This is a genomic window from Bradyrhizobium sp. NAS80.1, from assembly GCF_001908205.1.
Taxonomy (GTDB): Bacteria; Pseudomonadota; Alphaproteobacteria; order Rhizobiales; family Xanthobacteraceae; genus Bradyrhizobium.
On sequence record NZ_LGHL01000078.1, the window covers coordinates 1 to 16,765 of the forward strand.

Annotated in this window: 15 protein-coding genes and 2 pseudogenes; 10 read left to right on the forward strand and 7 right to left on the reverse strand. The window is 64.2% G+C overall.

Annotated elements, in window-relative coordinates; translation table 11 throughout:
* The first annotated feature begins 269 nt into the window (after positions 1 to 269).
* Positions 270 to 1,487: an OpgC domain-containing protein gene (locus AC629_RS18955; protein WP_084806549.1), complete on the forward strand. Its 1,218-nt coding sequence runs from the start codon at positions 270 to 272 to the stop codon at positions 1,485 to 1,487.
* A 296-nt stretch (positions 1,488 to 1,783) separates the two neighbouring features.
* Positions 1,784 to 1,894 (forward strand): annotated as a pseudogene (locus AC629_RS50605) (DUF2059 domain-containing protein); the annotation flags it as partial.
* A gap of 186 nt (positions 1,895 to 2,080) precedes the next feature.
* Here the strand turns inward: AC629_RS50605 and AC629_RS18965 are convergent.
* Positions 2,081 to 3,287, reverse strand: a pseudogene (locus AC629_RS18965) (ABC transporter substrate-binding protein).
* Positions 3,288 to 3,453: 166 nt separating this feature from the next.
* Here AC629_RS18965 and AC629_RS18970 point away from each other — a divergent pair.
* The 6 genes from AC629_RS18970 to AC629_RS18995 all read left to right on the forward strand — a co-directional run bounded on the left by AC629_RS18970 (position 3,454) and on the right by AC629_RS18995 (position 10,080).
* Positions 3,454 to 4,221 carry a FadR/GntR family transcriptional regulator gene (locus AC629_RS18970; protein WP_084806551.1) on the forward strand — a complete coding sequence of 256 codons (768 nt, stop codon included), beginning with the start codon at positions 3,454 to 3,456 and terminating at the stop codon, positions 4,219 to 4,221.
* Between the two features lie 63 nt (positions 4,222 to 4,284).
* Positions 4,285 to 5,898, forward strand: a complete 1,614-nt coding sequence (locus AC629_RS18975; protein WP_084806552.1) for an acyl-CoA synthetase — start codon at positions 4,285 to 4,287, stop codon at positions 5,896 to 5,898.
* A 16-nt stretch (positions 5,899 to 5,914) separates the two neighbouring features.
* Positions 5,915 to 6,922, forward strand: a complete 1,008-nt coding sequence (locus AC629_RS18980; RefSeq protein ID WP_084806553.1) for a zinc-dependent alcohol dehydrogenase family protein — start codon at positions 5,915 to 5,917, stop codon at positions 6,920 to 6,922.
* Between the two features lie 204 nt (positions 6,923 to 7,126).
* Entirely contained in the window at positions 7,127 to 7,930 is an 804-nt protein-coding gene (locus tag AC629_RS18985; protein ID WP_084806554.1) for an MBL fold metallo-hydrolase, read from the forward strand.
* A 158-nt stretch (positions 7,931 to 8,088) separates the two neighbouring features.
* On the forward strand, positions 8,089 to 9,108 hold the full coding sequence (locus AC629_RS18990) for an alpha/beta fold hydrolase (RefSeq protein ID WP_084806555.1): 1,020 nt from the start codon (positions 8,089 to 8,091) through the stop codon (positions 9,106 to 9,108).
* Between the two features lie 15 nt (positions 9,109 to 9,123).
* Complete coding sequence (locus AC629_RS18995; RefSeq protein ID WP_084806556.1) at positions 9,124 to 10,080, forward strand: fatty acid desaturase; 957 nt, start codon at positions 9,124 to 9,126, stop codon at positions 10,078 to 10,080.
* Positions 10,081 to 10,154: 74 nt separating this feature from the next.
* Here the strand turns inward: AC629_RS18995 and AC629_RS19000 are convergent, their stop codons facing one another.
* Both AC629_RS19000 and AC629_RS19005 read right to left on the reverse strand, forming a co-directional pair.
* On the reverse strand, positions 10,155 to 10,388 hold the full coding sequence (locus tag AC629_RS19000; RefSeq protein WP_084806598.1) for a hypothetical protein: 234 nt from the start codon (positions 10,386 to 10,388) through the stop codon (positions 10,155 to 10,157).
* Between the two features lie 138 nt (positions 10,389 to 10,526).
* Positions 10,527 to 11,507, reverse strand: coding sequence for a helix-turn-helix transcriptional regulator (locus AC629_RS19005; protein ID WP_084806557.1), 981 nt, complete (start codon positions 11,505 to 11,507; stop codon positions 10,527 to 10,529).
* A gap of 96 nt (positions 11,508 to 11,603) precedes the next feature.
* Between AC629_RS19005 and AC629_RS19010 the strand changes: the two genes are divergently transcribed.
* Both AC629_RS19010 and AC629_RS19015 read left to right on the forward strand, forming a co-directional pair.
* Positions 11,604 to 12,248 carry a glutathione S-transferase family protein gene (locus AC629_RS19010; protein WP_084806558.1) on the forward strand — a complete coding sequence of 215 codons (645 nt, stop codon included), beginning with the start codon at positions 11,604 to 11,606 and terminating at the stop codon, positions 12,246 to 12,248.
* Between the two features lie 16 nt (positions 12,249 to 12,264).
* Positions 12,265 to 12,699, forward strand: a complete 435-nt coding sequence (locus AC629_RS19015; RefSeq protein WP_084806559.1) for a DUF6157 family protein — start codon at positions 12,265 to 12,267, stop codon at positions 12,697 to 12,699.
* 3 nt (positions 12,700 to 12,702) lie between these two features.
* Here AC629_RS19015 and AC629_RS19020 read toward each other — a convergent pair whose 3' ends face one another.
* From AC629_RS19020 to AC629_RS19035, 4 genes are all read right to left on the reverse strand, one after another.
* Positions 12,703 to 13,488 (reverse strand): enoyl-CoA hydratase/isomerase family protein, encoded by a 786-nt coding sequence (locus tag AC629_RS19020; protein WP_084806599.1) that lies wholly within the window; start codon positions 13,486 to 13,488, stop codon positions 12,703 to 12,705.
* A 12-nt stretch (positions 13,489 to 13,500) separates the two neighbouring features.
* Complete coding sequence (locus AC629_RS19025) at positions 13,501 to 14,610, reverse strand: cyclic nucleotide-gated ion channel (RefSeq protein ID WP_084806560.1); 1,110 nt, start codon at positions 14,608 to 14,610, stop codon at positions 13,501 to 13,503.
* A gap of 104 nt (positions 14,611 to 14,714) precedes the next feature.
* Positions 14,715 to 14,933: a hypothetical protein gene (locus tag AC629_RS19030; RefSeq protein WP_084806561.1), complete on the reverse strand. Its 219-nt coding sequence runs from the start codon at positions 14,931 to 14,933 to the stop codon at positions 14,715 to 14,717.
* Positions 14,934 to 15,055: 122 nt separating this feature from the next.
* Positions 15,056 to 16,501, reverse strand: coding sequence for a TAXI family TRAP transporter solute-binding subunit (locus tag AC629_RS19035; RefSeq protein ID WP_084806562.1), 1,446 nt, complete (start codon positions 16,499 to 16,501; stop codon positions 15,056 to 15,058).
* Positions 16,502 to 16,765 lie beyond the last annotated feature (264 nt).

Here is a 16,765-nt window from a genome sequence, read left to right on the forward strand (position 1 = left end):
GGGTGAATTTAGTTTCGCAGGCAAAGCAATGACTTAGGAGGTCGCCTCTACTTTGCATGGGGTTGTTTTCGACATTTTTGAAGGGCCGCCTCCAGGCGGCCGGAGAGGTAGCCCCGCCCGTTGTGATAACGAACTCCCTTGCGCAGGCCTCAAGGTCGGTTACCGTTGATGCACCAGCCGTCGGGCCAGGTGACCTTTTGATCCAGCTTTCTTAGCATCCGATTTTTCGGCGCCGCCGTGACGCGACGCCCAGCGGAAGAGGCGGGGCCATGAGCATACGAGACCAGCAAGCTCTGTTGTCTCCGGTCGAGCGCGATCTGCGGCTCGATCTCTTCCGCGGCATCGGCCTGTGGATGATCTTCCTCGATCACATCCCGCACGATGTCGTGGCCTGGCTGACGCTGCGCAATTACGGCTTCAGCGACGCGGCCGAGTTCTTCGTCTTCATCTCTGGTTATCTGGTCGGCTGGATCTACGGGCCGATCGTCGCCGGCGGCTGGTTTCTCGCCGCGGTCAAGCGGCTGTGGCGGCGCGCGATTGAGATGTATGTCGCCCACATCATGCTGTTCCTCCTGTTCACGGCGCAGATCGCCCGCACCGTGCGCCGCTTCGACAATCCGATGTACGAGCATGAGTTCAACGTGTTCAATTTCCTGGCGCATCCGGATGAGCTGATCGGGCAGGCGATCCTGCTGAAATACAAGCCGGTCAATCTCGACGTGCTGCCGCTCTACATCATGCTGGTGTTCTTCTCGCCCTTCATGGTGTGGTGCCTGGTGCGCCGGCCGAACCTGATGCTCGCCGCGTCCGCGGTGCTGTATGTGCTGTCGCGCTGGTTCGACTGGAACATCGCCTCCTATCCGCCCGGCACGACCTGGTACTTCAATCCGTTCTGCTGGCAGCTGATGTTCGTGTTCGCGGCCTGGTGTGGCATCGGCGAGATCGACAAGGTCGCGAAATGGGTGTGGTCGAAAGCGGCGATGGGGCTGGCCGCGGCCTGGCTCGTCTTCGCCTTCCTGATCGTCATGACCTGGCACATCCACGCGCTCGAAGTCTTGATCCCGAAATGGATGATCAAGCTGATCTACCCGATCGACAAGACCGACCTCGACATGCTGCGCTTCACGCATTTCCTGGCGCTTGCGGTCTGGGTGACCCATTTCGTCCCGCGCAGATGGAGGGCGCTGCACACAGCCTGGCTGCGGCCTGTGATCCTCTGCGGCCAGCATTCGCTGCCGATCTTCTGCCTCGGAGTGTTCCTGTCGTTCTCGGCCCACTGGATCCTGACCCAGTACACCAAGGGCGTCTGGGAGCAGCTCGCCGTTTCCTTCACCGGCATCGTCATCATGATCGGCGCAGCATGGCTGCTCGATCGTGCCGACCGGGTTCCGAACCTGTTCGTGAAGGTCACGGAGGTCGAGGAGCCCGGCACCGCACTGGAAATCTCGCCGGCCGCGACGTCGGCCGCGGCACCCGCGGGTCATTGAGCATCGCCAGCCTGCATCTCGTGGAGAGGTCCATGTCCAGACGTTTGTTGACGATCGCCGGCGCCCTGCTCCTCCTGGTCTGCGGTGCCTCCGCGCAGGCGCCGTCGCCGGAGGCGATGAGCGCGGCGCGCCAGCTCGTCACGACCTTGAAGATCGCGGACCAGTATCGCGCGCAATTGCCGCAGCTCATGCTCAAGCTCCGCCCCGTCGTTGCCCAGGATAGACCCGAGATCGAGCGCGATTACGATGCGTTGACGGTGCCCGGCTCCGAGATCTACGCCCCGTTCCTGGCGTCGATGATCGACCAGATCGCCGCCCTCTATGCCACGAGCTTCACGCTCGACGAGCTGCGCCAGATCGAGACGTTCTATGCCCAGCCGGCTGGGCAGAAGTTTCTGGAGAAGTCGGATGCGCTGGCGCAAGCGAGCGCGCAGATCGGCCAGGACGTCAGCCAGAAGGCCGCCGACGAATTGAAGCTGCGCCTCATAGAGGCGCTGCGCCAGAAGGGGCACAAGCTCTGAACGGCCCGCGCGGGCTCTAGTGGAGGGCCGGACCTGCAACGCAAGGCGATGCAGGTCCGTCGTCGCGATGCGTTACTTCACCAGCGGGCAGCCGCCGTCCTTCATCGGACGGAAGGCCTGGTCGCCGGGGACCTCGGCGAGCAGCTTGTAATAGTCCCACGGGGCCTTGGATTCCTCGGGCTTCTTCACCTGGAAAAGGAACATGCTGTGCACCATGCGGCCGTCCTCGCGCAACACGCCGTTGTCGGTGAAGGCATCCTTCACCGGCAGTTCGCGCATCTTCGCCATCACCGTCTTGGTGTCCTTGGTGCCGGCGGCCTGCACGGCCTTCAGGTAATGCAGGGTGGCGCTGTAGGTCGCGGCCTGGTTCATCGTCGGCATGCGCTTGACGCGTTCCATGAAGCGCTTGCCGAAGGCGCGGGTCTTGTCGTTGAGGTCCCAGTAAAAGGCCTCGGTGACGATCAGGCCCTGCGCCAGCTTGAGCCCCAGGCTGTGCACGTCGGAGATGAACATCACGATCGCCGCGAGATTCTGCCCGCCGGCGACGATACCGAACTCGCCGGCCTGCTTGATCGCATTGATGGTGTCGCCGCCGCCATTGGCAAGCCCGATGATCTTGGCCTTGGAGGCCTGGGCCTGGAGCAGGAAGGACGAGAAGTCCGCCGTGTTGAGCGGGTGCTTGACGCTGCCGAGCACCTTGCCGCCCGCGGCCTTCACGACGTCGCCGGTGTCACGCTCGATCGAATGGCCGAACACGTAGTCGGCGGTGAGGAAGAACCAGGTGTCGCCGCCGTTCTTGACGATGGCGCTGCCGACAGTGTGGGCGTTGGAATAGGTGTCGTAGGTCCAGTGCGCCGTGTAGGGCGAGCAGGACTTTCCGGTGATGTCGGAGCTCGCCGCATCCGTCACGATCATGATCTTCTCGTACTGCTTCGACAGCTCCATCACCGCGAGCGCGGTAGCCGAGGTCGGCAGGTCAATGATCATGTCGACGCCTTCGGTCTCCCACCATTTGCGGGCGATGGTCGAGGCGACGTCAGGCTTGTTGAGCACGTCGGCCGCGACCATGTCGATCGGCTTGCCGAACATCTGCCCGCCAAAATCCTCGATGGCCATCTTGGTGGCCTCGACATTCCCCTGGCCGCCGATGTCGGAATAGACGGAGGAGAAGTCGGAGAGCACGCCGATCTTGAGCGGCGCCTGCTGGGCGGACGCGGGGGGTGATTAGGGCAGCCGACAGCAAGCTGGCCGCAGACACGAGTGCTGCGATTGGTCTCATGGGTAACGTTTCCTCTTGTGTTGGACTATGCTGTCCCTTTGTCCGACAAAGTTAAAGCCAGGTTCCTCTGGAGTCAATTTGCTGCGACTGCGCCATACATGATGCAGTTTGACGCGCCCTCGGGCCGGTCCTATAGTTTGTCGGACAATCGCCATTAGGTGCTATCTTGCCGGTCTCACCGCTCTTCCGTCCGATAGATGTCGCGCCGGCCTATCAGAAGGTTGCCGACGCCATCGAACGCGAGATCGTCAATGGCCGCATCAAGCCGGGCGACCCCATCGGCACCGAGCACGACCTCGTGCGCCAGTTCGGCGTCAACCGCTCGACCATTCGCGAGGGCATTCGCGTGCTGGAGGAGGGCGGGCTGATCAGCCGCGATTCCTCGCGCCGCCTGCACGCCTGTCTGCCGCGCTACAGCAAGCTGACGAGCCGCCTCAGCCGCGCGCTGGTGCTGCACGAGGTCACCTTTCGCGAGCTCTACGAGGCCTCGATGACGCTGGAGGTCGCGAGCATCGAAGGCGCGGTAGAGCAGGCGTCGGAGGAGAATCTCGCCGAGCTTACCGACAATCTCGCGCGCAGCGAGGCCGTGGTCGGCGATCCCGCGATGCTTGCCGAATGCGATGCTGAATTCCACGTGCTGGTCGCCAAGGCCTCGCAGAACCGCGTGCTGCAGCTGGCGCGCGAGCCGGCGGCGCAGCTGTTCTATCCGACGACCGAGATGATCGTGACCGGCGTGGCCGAAGGCGGCCCGCGCCTCGTTGCCGCGCATCGCCATCTCATCGACGCGATCCGCCGCCGCGACCGCGAGGCGGGCGTACTGTGGACGCGCCGGCATTTGCAGGACTGGCGGCGCGGCTTCGAGAAGATCGCGTCCCTCGACCGCTCGGTCGAGCACATGTACATGGAACACGCCCAGGCGGCCCGGCGCCGATAGCGCCACTAGACTTTCTAGACTTCACGCAATTCCAACGAACAAAGTCATCACACGGAGGGACACATGACCGGCGACATCGCAGCCACCATCTCGAAAGCGCGCGAGCATTCCATCGGCGATCTTCTGCGCCGCTCGGCAGGCCGCGAGCCGAACAAGCTTGCGGTGAGCTGCGGCAATGTGAGCTGGACCTTTGCCGAGATGGACGCGATCTGCAACCGGCTCGGCCGCGGCCTGCTTGGCCTCGGCGTGAAGAAGGGAGATCGTCTCGCCGTGCTCTCGCGCAATTCGCACGCCTTCGCAGCACTGCGCTTCGCTCTGGCACGGATCGGCGCGGTGCTGGTACCGATCAACTTCATGCTCAATCCGGACGAGATCAATTTCATCCTGAAGAGCTCCGGCGCAAAGCTGCTCGCGACCGGACCGGATTTCGTCGAGCCCGCGCGCGCGGCTAGCGCCAAGGATTGCGCGGTCGAGAAGATGATCTGGCTGCCGGGCGAGGATCCGGCGTCGGCGCGTTCGGGCCTCACCACTTTCGACGACCTCCTGCATGCCGACGGCTCGTTCCTGGAGACCTCCGTCGACAGCCGCGATCTCGCGCAGATCGTCTACACCAGCGGCACGGAGTCCCTGCCCAAGGGCGCGATGCTGACCCACGAAGCGGTGATGTGGCAGTATGTCAGCTGCATCATCGACGGCGGCATGAGCGCCGACGACAAGTTTCTGCACGCGCTGCCGCTCTATCACTGCGCACAGCTCGATGTGTTCCTGGGGCCGCAAATCTATCTCGGCGCCTCCGGCGTCATCACGGGCAAGCCGACGGCCGATAACATCCTCGCCCTGATCCAGGCCCACAAGATCACGTCATTCTTTGCGCCGCCGACGATCTGGATCGCGATGCTGCGCTCGCCAAATTTCGACAAGACCGACCTGTCGACCTTGCAGAAGGGCTATTACGGCGCTTCGATCATGCCGGTGGAGGTATTGCTCGAATTGCAGCGCCGCCTGCCCAACGTCAGGTTCTGGAATTTCTACGGCCAGACCGAGATCGCGCCGCTCGCGACCGTGCTGCGGCCGGAGGACCAGCTCCGCAAGGCCGGCTCGGCCGGCAAGCCCGTGCTCAATGTCGAGACACGCGTGGTCAACACCTCGATGGAGGATGTCAAGATTGGTGAGGTCGGCGAGATCGTGCACCGCTCGCCGCATCTGCTCTCCGGCTACTACAATGATCCCGAGAAGACCGCCGCGGCGTTCTCCGGCGGCTGGTTTCACTCCGGCGATCTCGCCACGGTCGATGCCGAGGGCCACATCACCGTGGTCGATCGCGTCAAGGACATGATCAAGACCGGTGGCGAGAATGTCGCAAGCCGTGAGGTCGAGGAGATGGTCTATCGCATCCCCGCGGTCTCCGAGGTCGCCGTCGTCGGCCTGCCCGATCCGCGCTGGATCGAGGCGGTTACCGCGATCGTCGTGGTCAAGACCGGCGAGACGCTGGATGAGGAGGCCGTCGTCAAGCACTGCGCCGGCCAGATGGCGCATTTCAAGGTGCCCAAGCGCGTGATCTTCGTCGACAGCCTGCCGAAGAACCCGAGCGGCAAGCTGCTCAAGCGCGAGCTGCGCCAGCGCTTTGTCGGCGGCGAGACGCTCGACAAGGCGATCCAGAAGAACTTTGGCACCTGAGACGGAGCGAAAGGCCATGAAAGCCTGGCAGGTCGCGCGTGAGTGGTCGATCGAGGGGATGGAGCTGGCCGATCTACCGGAGCCCACGCCTGGTCCGGGTCAGGTCACGGTGCGAATGCGGGCGGCTTCGCTGAACTACCGTGACCTGCTCACTGTGCAGGGCAAGGGCGGCGTCTCCAGACTGCCGCTGATCCCGTTCTCGGATGGAGCAGGCGAGGTGATCGCCGTCGGAGAAGGCGTTGTCCGCGTCGCGGTCGGCGATCGCGTCTGTCCGATGTTCTTCCAATCCTGGATCGACGGGAAGGTGTCGGCGAACAGCCGACGCTATGCGCTCGGCGGCACGCGGCCGGGCGTGTTGCAGCAGGTGATGCTGCTCGATGCCGAGGGCGTCAGCCGCATTCCGTCGCATCTGTCCTTCCAGGAAGCGGCGACGCTGCCTTGCGCCGGCCTCACGGCATGGCGTGCGCTGTTCGAGGAGGCCAGGGTTCAGCCCGGCGACACCGTGCTGGTGCAGGGCACCGGCGGCGTGTCGATCTTTGCGCTGCAATTCGCAAAACTCGCTGGCGCGAGCGTGATCGTGACGTCGTCGAGCGACGAGAAGCTCGAACGCGCCAAGGCGCTCGGTGCCGATCACACCATCAACTACCGTGCGGTGCCGGAATGGGGCAAGGCCGCGGCGGAGTGGACCGGCGGCGGTGTCGATCACGTCGTCGAGGTCGGCGGCAAGGATACTTTTGCGCAATCACTCGAGGCGGCGCGCGTCGGCGGCACCGTTCTGGTGATCGGCGTGCTCACGGGCTTCTCGCAGCAGATTGCGATCCCGAGCCTGTTTTCCAAGAACTTGCACGTCATCGGCCTCTCCGTCGGCAGCCGGCGCATGTTCGAGGGTATGACCGCCGCGATCGGCCGTAACGGGATGAAGCCGGTGATCGATCGGGTGTTCGCGTTCGATGCCGTGCCCGACGCGCTGCGGCTGATGCAGCAGGGCGGACATTTCGGCAAGATCGTGGTGGAGTTTCCTTAAGAGAGCGCTTCCCGATTAGTTGGAATGCGCCGCTCCTCCCACATCGTCATTGCGAGCGCAGCGAAGCAATCCAGACCGTTTCCACGGAAAGATTCTGGATTGCTTCGTCGCTTCAGTGCAAATTGCTTTGCAATTTTGTCACGAGCTCCTCGCAATGACGATGTTGCATGCAGCGCGTATCACTTACTTGATCGGATCACATCCATGCCCCTCTGGACCTGCGAAACCTGCGGCACGCATTTCCCGGACAGCGGAAACCCGCCCGCATCATGTCCCATCTGCGAGGACGAACGGCAGTTCGTGAACTGGAAAGGCCAGACCTTCCTGACACCGGAAACGCTCGCCGAACGTCACCGCGTGGTCTGGCGCGACGATCTCGGCCTGACCGGCGTCGCGCTCGAGCCGGCCTTTGCCATCGGCCAGCGCGCGCTGCTGGTGCCCGATGGCAAGGGATGCGTGATGTGGGATTGCATTCCGCTGGCGACGCCGGAGGCGATCGCCCATGTGCGCTCGCTCGGCGGGTTGAAAGCTATCGCAATCTCGCATCCGCATTACTACGGCGCGCTCGCCGACTGGAGCGAGGCGTTCGGCGGCATTCCGGTCTATCTGCATGCGGACGACCGCCAATGGGTCACGCGGCCGCATCCATCGATCGTGCACTGGACCGGTGATCATCATCGCCTCTCGGACGATTTGCTGCTGCTGCATACTGGCGGCCATTTCGCGGGCGCAACCATGCTGCACGATGCGCGCGGTGCGGACGGCAAGGGCGTGCTGCTCACCGGCGATATCGCACAGGTGACGATGGACCGCCGCTTCGTCAGCTTCATGTACTCGTATCCGAACTACATGCCGCTCAACGCAGCCGCGGTGCGGCGGATCGCGGCGGCGGTCGAGCCGCTCGCCTTCGATCGCATCTATGGCGCCTGGTGGGGCCGCAACATTGCCGCAGGCGCCAAGGCCGCGTTCGCTGCGTCGGTGGAGCGATACATCGCGGCCATCGCTTGAGCCGCGCGAGGGCCGGAATCCTCATTGTGTTTGCCAAATAACTGTACTACAAGTACAGTTATTGAGCGTGGCGCAACGATGGTTTGTTTCGTCCGGCACGATCGATGCATCGTCGATTCAGCGGCGCGTTCTGCGGCCGCGTGAGCGGGAGTTGGTCCATGACGACGCAGCGCGACCACGAGATTTTCGAGGCGGGCGATGTCACGCTTCAATCCGGCACCGTCTTCCCGTCGCTGAAGCTCGCCTACAAGACCTACGGAACGCTGAGTCCGGCCAGGGACAACGTCATACTCTATCCGACCTCGTTCAGCGCGCAGCACTTCGACACCGAATGGCTGATCGGGCCCGATGGCGTGCTCGATCCCGCGCGCTACTTCATCATTATTCCAAATCTGTTCGGCAACGGCCTGTCGTCCTCGCCGTCGAATTCCGGCCACGCGCCGTTCCCGCAACTCACCTATCACGACGCCATCGCGGTCCAGCACCGGCTGCTCGCCGAACGCTTCGGCATCTCGAAGCTTGCGCTTGTCTACGGCTGGTCGATGGGCGGCATGCAGGCCTATCACTGGGCAGCGCTGAATCCCGAGATGGTCGAGCGTGCCGCGATCGTCTGCGGCAGCGCGCGCTGCGCGCCCTACAACCACGTCTTTCTCGAAAGCGTGAAGGCCGCCCTGACCACCGATCCCGCCTTCCGCGACGGCCGCTTCGTCGAGAAGCCCGCCGCCGGCTATCGCGCCATGGGGCGCGTCTACGCCGGCTGGGCGATGTCGCACGGCTTCTATCGCGACGAGCTCTGGCGCGAGGCGGGCTTCACCTCGCTTGAGGACTATCTCGTCCGTGCATGGGACGCGACGTTTGCTCGGCGCGACGCCAACGATCTCCTGGCACAGATTGGCATCTGGCAGCGCGGCGACATCAGCCGGTGCGTCGCGTTCGGCGGCGATCTCGATCGCGCGCTGGCCGCGATCAAGGCGCATATGCTGCTGATGCCGGGTGCGACCGATCGCTATTTCGACGTTCGCGACAACGAGGACGAACTCGGCCGGCTCGTCAACGCAAGGTCCGCCGTGCTGCATCCGATCCCGTCGCTGCATGGCCATCGCGCCGGCAACCCCGTCAACAATCCGCATGACCGGGCTTTCCTCAAGGCCGAGATCGCAGAACTTCTCGGCAAGTAAGACAGGTCCCAGATCATGAGCAACGCAACCGTTTCAGAGCCTGGCCATCGTCTGAAGCCGCTGACGCCAGCCATGCTGCGCGAACTGTCGGTTCGTTCCGATCTCAAGGGCGCCGCGCGCAGCCTCGGCCACTACGCCGTGATCGTGCTGGTCGGCGCGCTGATCTGGATGGTGGCTTCGCGCTTCGGCGTCCTCTGGGCGCTGCCGCTGATGGCGGTGCAGGGCTATTTCGTCGCTTTCCTGTTCATGGCGGTGCACGAAACCGCACACAAGACCGCGTTCAGAAGCCGTGGTCTCAATCTCGCCGTCGGCTATCTCTCGGCCTTCATGATCGGATTGCCTTACGAATATTACTGCCTGTTTCACTGGGACCATCACCGCTACACCCAGGATCCGGACAAGGACCCCGAGTTGATCGTCGGCGCGAAGCCGAGATCCGGCACGCAGCTCGCGATCGCCTATAGCGGACTGCTCCAGGTCGCCGGCAGGCTCTGGCTGATGCTTGGCCATGCCGTCATCGGCAGGGTCATCGTGCCATGGATCCCAGAGAACAAGCGCGCCACCATCGTGGCCGAAGCGCGCGCCTATGTCGTGCTCTATGCGCTGCTGCTCGCGCTCTCGCTTTGGTACTCCTCAGCGCTGCTGCTCGAGGTCTGGATCGTACCGCTTGTTATCGGGCAGTTCTTCCTGAGGCCCTATCTCTATGCCGAGCACACCGGCTGCGACAGGACCCGCAGCGCGTTTCAGAACACCCGCACCACCTACACCGGCGCGATCGTCAGATGGTTCGCGTGGAACATGCCCTATCACGTCGAGCACCACGCCTATCCCTCGATCCCGTTTCACGCATTGCCGAAGCTGAACGAGATCGTCGACGGCGAGATCGTCTATCGCGGCCGCGGCTACATCGCAACGACCCGCGAGACCTTTGCCTGGTTTCGCCGGCATCGGCAAAGTGGCCAGGCGAATTAGGGTTCAGCACGCAAAGCCCCGATCGCGGCGCGACCGGAGCTTTGTCATGGACGGCTTATCCTGGACGCGAGATATCAGTAGATCCCGTAGGCGCAGACATTCACGACGCGGACACGCAGGCCGTGGCGGGTCTGCACGACGCGTTCCCGGTAGCAGTTGTTGATGCCGGTGTTGACGTAGATGCCGCCAAAGCCCCAGCCGGGACCCCAGTGATGGTGGAAGCCGTGAGCCGAAGCGGCGGTGGGCGCGAGAGCGGCAGCACCGAGCGAGCCGGCAGCGATCAGACCAAGTGCAAGCTTACGAAACATCTTCATTCTCCAGTGTGGCGCAAAGGCCGTTGTTGTGTCCCTGCATCTCGGTCGGGTCGAAACGCGGATGCGTTCACACGGCGGGCGGAGAATCGTGTTTCAGGATTGTTTCGCCGGCTGCGGCCGGGCGCGCCGTCGTCAGGTTTTCCGCGCCGCGCGATAGCGCGCTGCCATCGCTTGCGTCATCTCCGCCATCTTCTCGCGGAGATCGGCGGGCTCCAGTACCTCGGCCTCGGGGCCGAGCCGCAACAATTCGGCGGCGGCGTGCCACGAGGTCTTGCCGGTCGGCACCTTGGCGATGCGCCAGCCGTCCGCATCGGCGCTCACTTCGATCTGTGTGCGTGCTCTGACGTAGGGCTGGCTCAGCGCGTCGAGCAGCTTGACGCCGAATGGCGATAGCCGGACGATCGCGACATTGGGATGCATCTCGGCCTCGAGGCGCAGCGTCGCGGCCTGCCAGTAGGCGGCGAGATCGAAATCGGCGGGTCGATCGAAAGGATCGTCGAGCGCCGTGCAGTCGAGCACGCGCGCGATGCGATAGGTGCGCACGCTGCCGTCGACCTGGCCCGCGAGATACCAGCTGCCGCCCTTCAGCACGAGGCCGAGCGGCGCGACGCGGCGTTGTTTCTCCGCGCGCCAGCTCTGGTAGCGGATCTTGATCAGCGTCCCGCGCAAAGCCGCACTGGCGATACTGCGCAGATGTTTCGGCTCTTCCGCCTCGCCGAACCAGCCCGGCGCGTCCAGGTGAAAGCGCTCCTGCATCCGGCCGGCGTCTTCGCGCAAGTTCGCTGGCAGCGCCGCCATCAGCTTGTTCTGCGCGGCGATCATCGCGGCATCCAGTCCGAGCGCCGCGGCCGGGCCCGGCAACCCGGACAGGAACAGCGCTTCCGCCTCGCCCTGCGACAAGCCGTTCAAGCGGACGCGATAACCGTCGAGCAGGCGATAGCCGCCCTCCGCGCCGCGATCGGCGTAAACAGGGACGCCGGACGCCGCGAGCGCGTCGATGTCGCGATAGATCGTGCGCACCGAGACCTCGCAGGCCTCCGCGAGCTCCGGCGCGGTGACCCGTCCCCTGGCCTGGAGGGTGGTGAGGATCGACAGCATCCGGCTCGCGCGCATGATGCCTTAAACCATACCTGACACGGGATGTCAGGTATGGTCCGCTAAGATGCGCGCCGCCAGCCGGCTTAAGGGGTGCCAGAGGGGAGACCTGCCATGACCGATCCGAACCGCATCACGCTGTATTATTCGCCGCAAAGCCGCGCCACCGGCACGCGGGTGCTGCTCGAGGAGCTTGGCGCCCCCTACGATCTCCACGTCCTCAACATGAAGGCCGGCGAGCAGCGCCAGCCGGCCTATCTCGCCATCAATCCGCTCGGCAAGGTGCCGGCGATCCGCCACGGCGAGGCGCCGGTGACCGAGCAGGTCGCGATCACCATCTATCTCGCCGACCTGTATCCCCAGGCAGGGCTGACGCCCGCGCTGAACGATCCGCTGCGCGGTCCCTATCTGCGCTGGATCGCCTATTACGGTTCATCCTTCGAGCCGGCGCTGATCGACAAGTTCATGCAGCGCGAACCGGCGCCGATCACGCAATCGCCCTATGCCGATTATGATACCATGCTCGGCGCGCTCGAGGCGCAATTGTCGAAGGGGCCGTACCTGCTCGGCGAGCGCATGACCGCCGCGGATGTCTTGGGGGGTATCGCGCTCAGCTGGACGATGATGTTCGGCATCGTGCCGAAGAAGGACGTGTTCGTCCGCTATTCCGAGCGCATGACCGCACGGTCCGCGTTCCAGCGGATCAACGCAGCGGATGACGAGATGGCCGCACAGCATGCTGCGGCTGCGGGAAAATGAAGAGGCCGGATCTCATATGAACAAGCCGATCCATACGACCAACTGTTTCGACACGTTCATCCGGGTTGCCGAAGACTGTCCGGCACGCTCCGGCGAGGAGCCGCCGCCGCGCGCAGGACAGCCGACGGTGGCCGGCTTGCAATATGCGATGATTATGAAGGCGCCCTACAAGTACACGTCCGACGACGTGATCTTCGCGACCTCCGCGCCGGGCCGCGAACTCGATGCCAAGGCGACCAAGGCGGAGAAGAGCGCCGCTCGCGCCGCGTTCTTCTCGCGTGGGCAGGCCTGCATGCGTGCCTCAAGCCTCGGTAAGCGCTTCGGCTGGGGCGTGCATGCGGACAGCGAAGGCCGCATCGCGATCTACGCCGTCGACAGCAAGCGCTATCAAGCGCTGTCGAGCGATCCAAAGCTCACGCAGGTACGCGCGATGCGGTCGAAACGGGGGTAATCCTCAAAATCGCGGCGGGCGCTTCTCCGCAAACGCCTTGATGCCTTCCTTGATCTCGTCGCCGCGCATGCTGTCGCGATGGCGCTGGTCGGCGGCTTCCTGGTCGAGTTCGCCGCGAGCGAATTCGTTGATCGCGCGCTTCATGCCGCGCATCGCCTGCGGCGCGTTGCCGGCGAGGATCGCCGCCAGCTTGTCGACTTCCTCGTCCAAAAATTCCACCGCCACCATCGCGGTGAGATAGCCGATGCGCAGCATCTCCGGCGCGCTGATCTTCTGCGCCGTGAGGAACAGGTTCTTCGCATTGTCGACGCCGAGCCGCGTCACGTAGCGCTTGATGCCGCTCCTGTAGTAGTGCAGCCCGAGCCGCGCCGCCGGCATGAACATCTCGGCGGTGTCGACGCCAATGCGGAAATCGCAGGCGAGCGCAAGATCGGTGGCGCCGCCATAGACGCCGCCGTTGAGCCGGCAGATCGTCGGCACGCCCAAATCCTCCAGCCGGTTGACGACCACCTCGAACGCCGAACCCGCACTCTGCTGCTCCTTGGAGCTCACCGCACGCTCGGCGACCGAGTTGAGATCGTAGCCCGCGGAGAAGGCGCGCCCGGTGCCGGTCAGCACCAGCACGCGGATATCCGGATCGGCCTCAACCCGGTTGAACAGTTTTATCAGCTTGCCGAGGTCCTCGGCCTGGAGCCGGTTGAGATGTTGGGGCCGGTTGAGGCGGATGGTGGCGCGAGCGCCGGCGAGTTCGAGCACGGGGCCAGAGGCCGCGTCGGCTGTATCCGACATTTTTGTCTCCATTTACTTGTTTTCGAGCGCGCGGCGCTTTGCTTCCGCGTCGATGGTCTCGGCGAGATCGGGATGCCGCGCCATCAGCACGCGGAAGTCGACGAGGTCGAGCACCAGGAGCCGCGACACTTTCGTGGTCGAGACATTGGCGCCGCGGATGTTGTTGCCGAGCAGCGCCATCTCACCGAAGAAGGCACCTTCGCCGAGCTGCACCTTCTTGCCGGGCAGGTCAACCTCGACCGCGCCGGCGGCGATGAAATACATGCAGTCGCCTAGCGCACCCTTCCGGATGATCATGGTGCGCGCCGGCAGCTCCATGGTGCGCAGCATGTGGGTGACGTCGGCGATTGCTGCAGGTCCGAGCGCCGCGAAGAACGGCACCTTGCTGACGGATTCCCAGGTCTTGAGGAAATTGTCGCGCCGGGTCTCCGCGGCAAAGCCGGTGGCCAGGATACCGGTCCAGAGCCCGAACACCCCGAGGCCGGAGATCATCACCATGGCTGCGACGATGCGTCCGAGCGGCGTCACCGGCACGACGTCGCCATAGCCTGTCGTCGTCAAGGTCACCACAGCCCACCACAGCGCGGCCGGCACGCTGCCGAAGGTCTGCGGCTGCACCTCCCGCTCCAGGAAATACTCGGCGACGGAGGCGAGGAAGACCACCATCAGGAAGATCACGAGCACGCTGGCCAGCGGCCCTGATTCCAGCACCAGCACACGGCGGAGCTGCCGCAGGCCGGGAATGCCCGGCACCACCTTCAGGACCCAGAGCACGCTGAGCAGCCACGCCGTCTTCGGCTCGACGCCGAGAACAAGCGCAACCGGCACGGCCAGTGCGCCTGTTGCGTCGACCAGCCCCGCGGATGAGGACAGGTAGAGCGAGAGACGCTCCTGCCGCGCCATGTGGCGCAGACGGACCACCCATTCGAACACGAAATAGGCGAGGCACGCCCATAGCAGGGCATCGACCCAGCGATGCGCCGTCTCATAGGCCGGATTGACCGTCAGCAGCATCACGCTGAGCACGCCGACGCCCACGGCCACATAGGCCGCCTTGGTCATGTTGCGGCCGGCCGTGGCAGCCACGAACTGGGCCAGAGCGGGGATCAGCGGCTTGGACATGCGCGCCAAAGTGCCTGCCCCGGCAGGGGCCGTCAACGACGGGCGCTGGCAGTCTGCAACATCGTCGAACGGGGGGAGGCTTGGCGCGGCGGCGGACTGCGCCGTTACTTGAAATGTGGCGGCTCGTCGTAGCCGCGGCGGCTGCTGAAAAACAGCAGCGTCATGAGACCGATGCCGACGAGGGCGGAGAAACCCGCTCCCAGAGCCAGGGCTACATAGCCTTCCGTCGGGAGCGGCTCGCCTTCGACCGTCATTGCGGCATAGGCGAAGTAGCCAGCCGCCGCCAGCATTCCCATGAGGACGATGATGAGGAGCGTACGCATGGCGCGTTCTCCGATCTTATCCGGGAACCAACGGTTGTGGATCGGGCCGGTTCCAGAGTGCCGGCCGATGATTCACCGGGAAGGGCCCGGAAGGATCGTGCCGCGGGCGTCGAACCAGCCGGTCAGGCGCTCTGGGCCGTCTTCACCACGACGACATTGCTGTCGTCATGCTGGGGAGGGGCAGTTTCCTGGGCTGCCTTTTCGGCCTCGGCGGCATGGCGCTTGAGGTAGTCGCGGCGCATGCTGATTTCGTCGCGCACGAACTCGTAGCCGAGCTTGAAGGTGTCGAGACCGTCGGTGCTGATCGTGCCGTCCCTGAGCCCGATGACCGCGCCACGCAGGATACCCTCCAGTTCATCCTGGAGACATTCGAGCTGATCCAGCGAATGGGCGTGCTCGATGCGCTCGCCGATATCGAGGATGGCGGTGGAGAGCTCGCTGGCCTTCTCCGGCGCGATTCGGGTGATCTTGGCGTAGATCGCGGCGAAGATCGAGCCGATGATGCTGAGCGCGGCGGCGCCCAGATACATCATGTCGCTGTACTTATCCAGGAACGACTTGGTGTCGTCGTTGATGTAATCGGCCGCCCCCTGATGCGCCATCACGAAGGCGTCCTTCTCGACGGAGGCCGGCTCGATCCTGGTGGCAAAGCCGTTGTCGAGCCCGAGCGCGGATTTGTTCTCGTAGACGGTACGCGCCAGCTCGCCTGCCGTGGTCGCCGACATCCTAGATTGCGCCACCAGCAACCATTGGAGCCCGATCGTGTCGAGGTCGTCGTCCGGAATTTCAGGCGAGGCCGACAGTGTGCCCGCGGTCAGCGTCTCCTCGGAAATGCCGGGGAATTTGCGCGCCAGCGCACCGGCCTCGTCGATCGCGTTCAGCGTGAAGCCGCCGCGCTTGGCGACCTGCTGATAGGCCTTGTCCCGCACCGCCTTCGAGGCGTGGACGATGGCGACCACCGCGCCAAAGCCGCTCGCCGGCGCAAGCAGCTTGTCGAGCGTTGCGCCCTGCGGCGCCATTTGGATCTTGGCAGCGTCCGGTCCGTCGGGGATGTCGAGGATGCTACGGACAAAGGCGAGCGAAGATTCGTTCTCGGCGAGGACGGCGACCTTCTTCTTCTTCAGCTCGGCGAGCGACTTGATCTTCTTGTTGCCGGGGCCGAGGAGGAGCACGAGATCGTGCTCAAGGATTGCAAGCGTGCGCGCCCGCAACGGGACCTTGGCGTCCGTGCGCAGCACGGCGAGGTCGGCCTGCCTGCGGTCGAACTGGCCGAGCGCCTTGGCGTTGTCGGGGTTGTTGACGATCTTGATCCGGAAGCGCGAGGCGTTGTTCTTCAGGACCGTAGCGAGCTTGGCTGCGAACAGCGCCTCGTCGCTGTTGGGTGCGCCGACGGCGAAGGTCAGCGTCTCCGAATTGTGCCATATGGCGCGGCCGCCCCAGACGGTGGCCAGCGACAACAATAGGGTCAGCACGACATAGAGAAAGACCTGCTGCTGATTGGTCTTGATAACCTTCGGGCGCCGCGGCGGCGGCTCGATCTGCGATGAGGTCGGGCCTTCAGTACTCATGGCACTCTGGCCTTATTCTCGGGCGACTCGCGGATGTGATCGCGGCGGGTGCCCTGCAATTGCTAAATGTCTGAAAAAAGAACGATATTCTCTACCGTCAATGTTAGCGTGCGGAGGCCGGAATGCAAATTTCGAGCCGAAGGTAACCTTACTTAGCCCGGCGCGGCGATTGGTCATCCTATCACCAGTTAGCCACAGTTGGCGATTTTCCGGTTCCCCCCGGCTGGATTCCGTTGCGGGAGATGTCATAAATCACACGTCCCG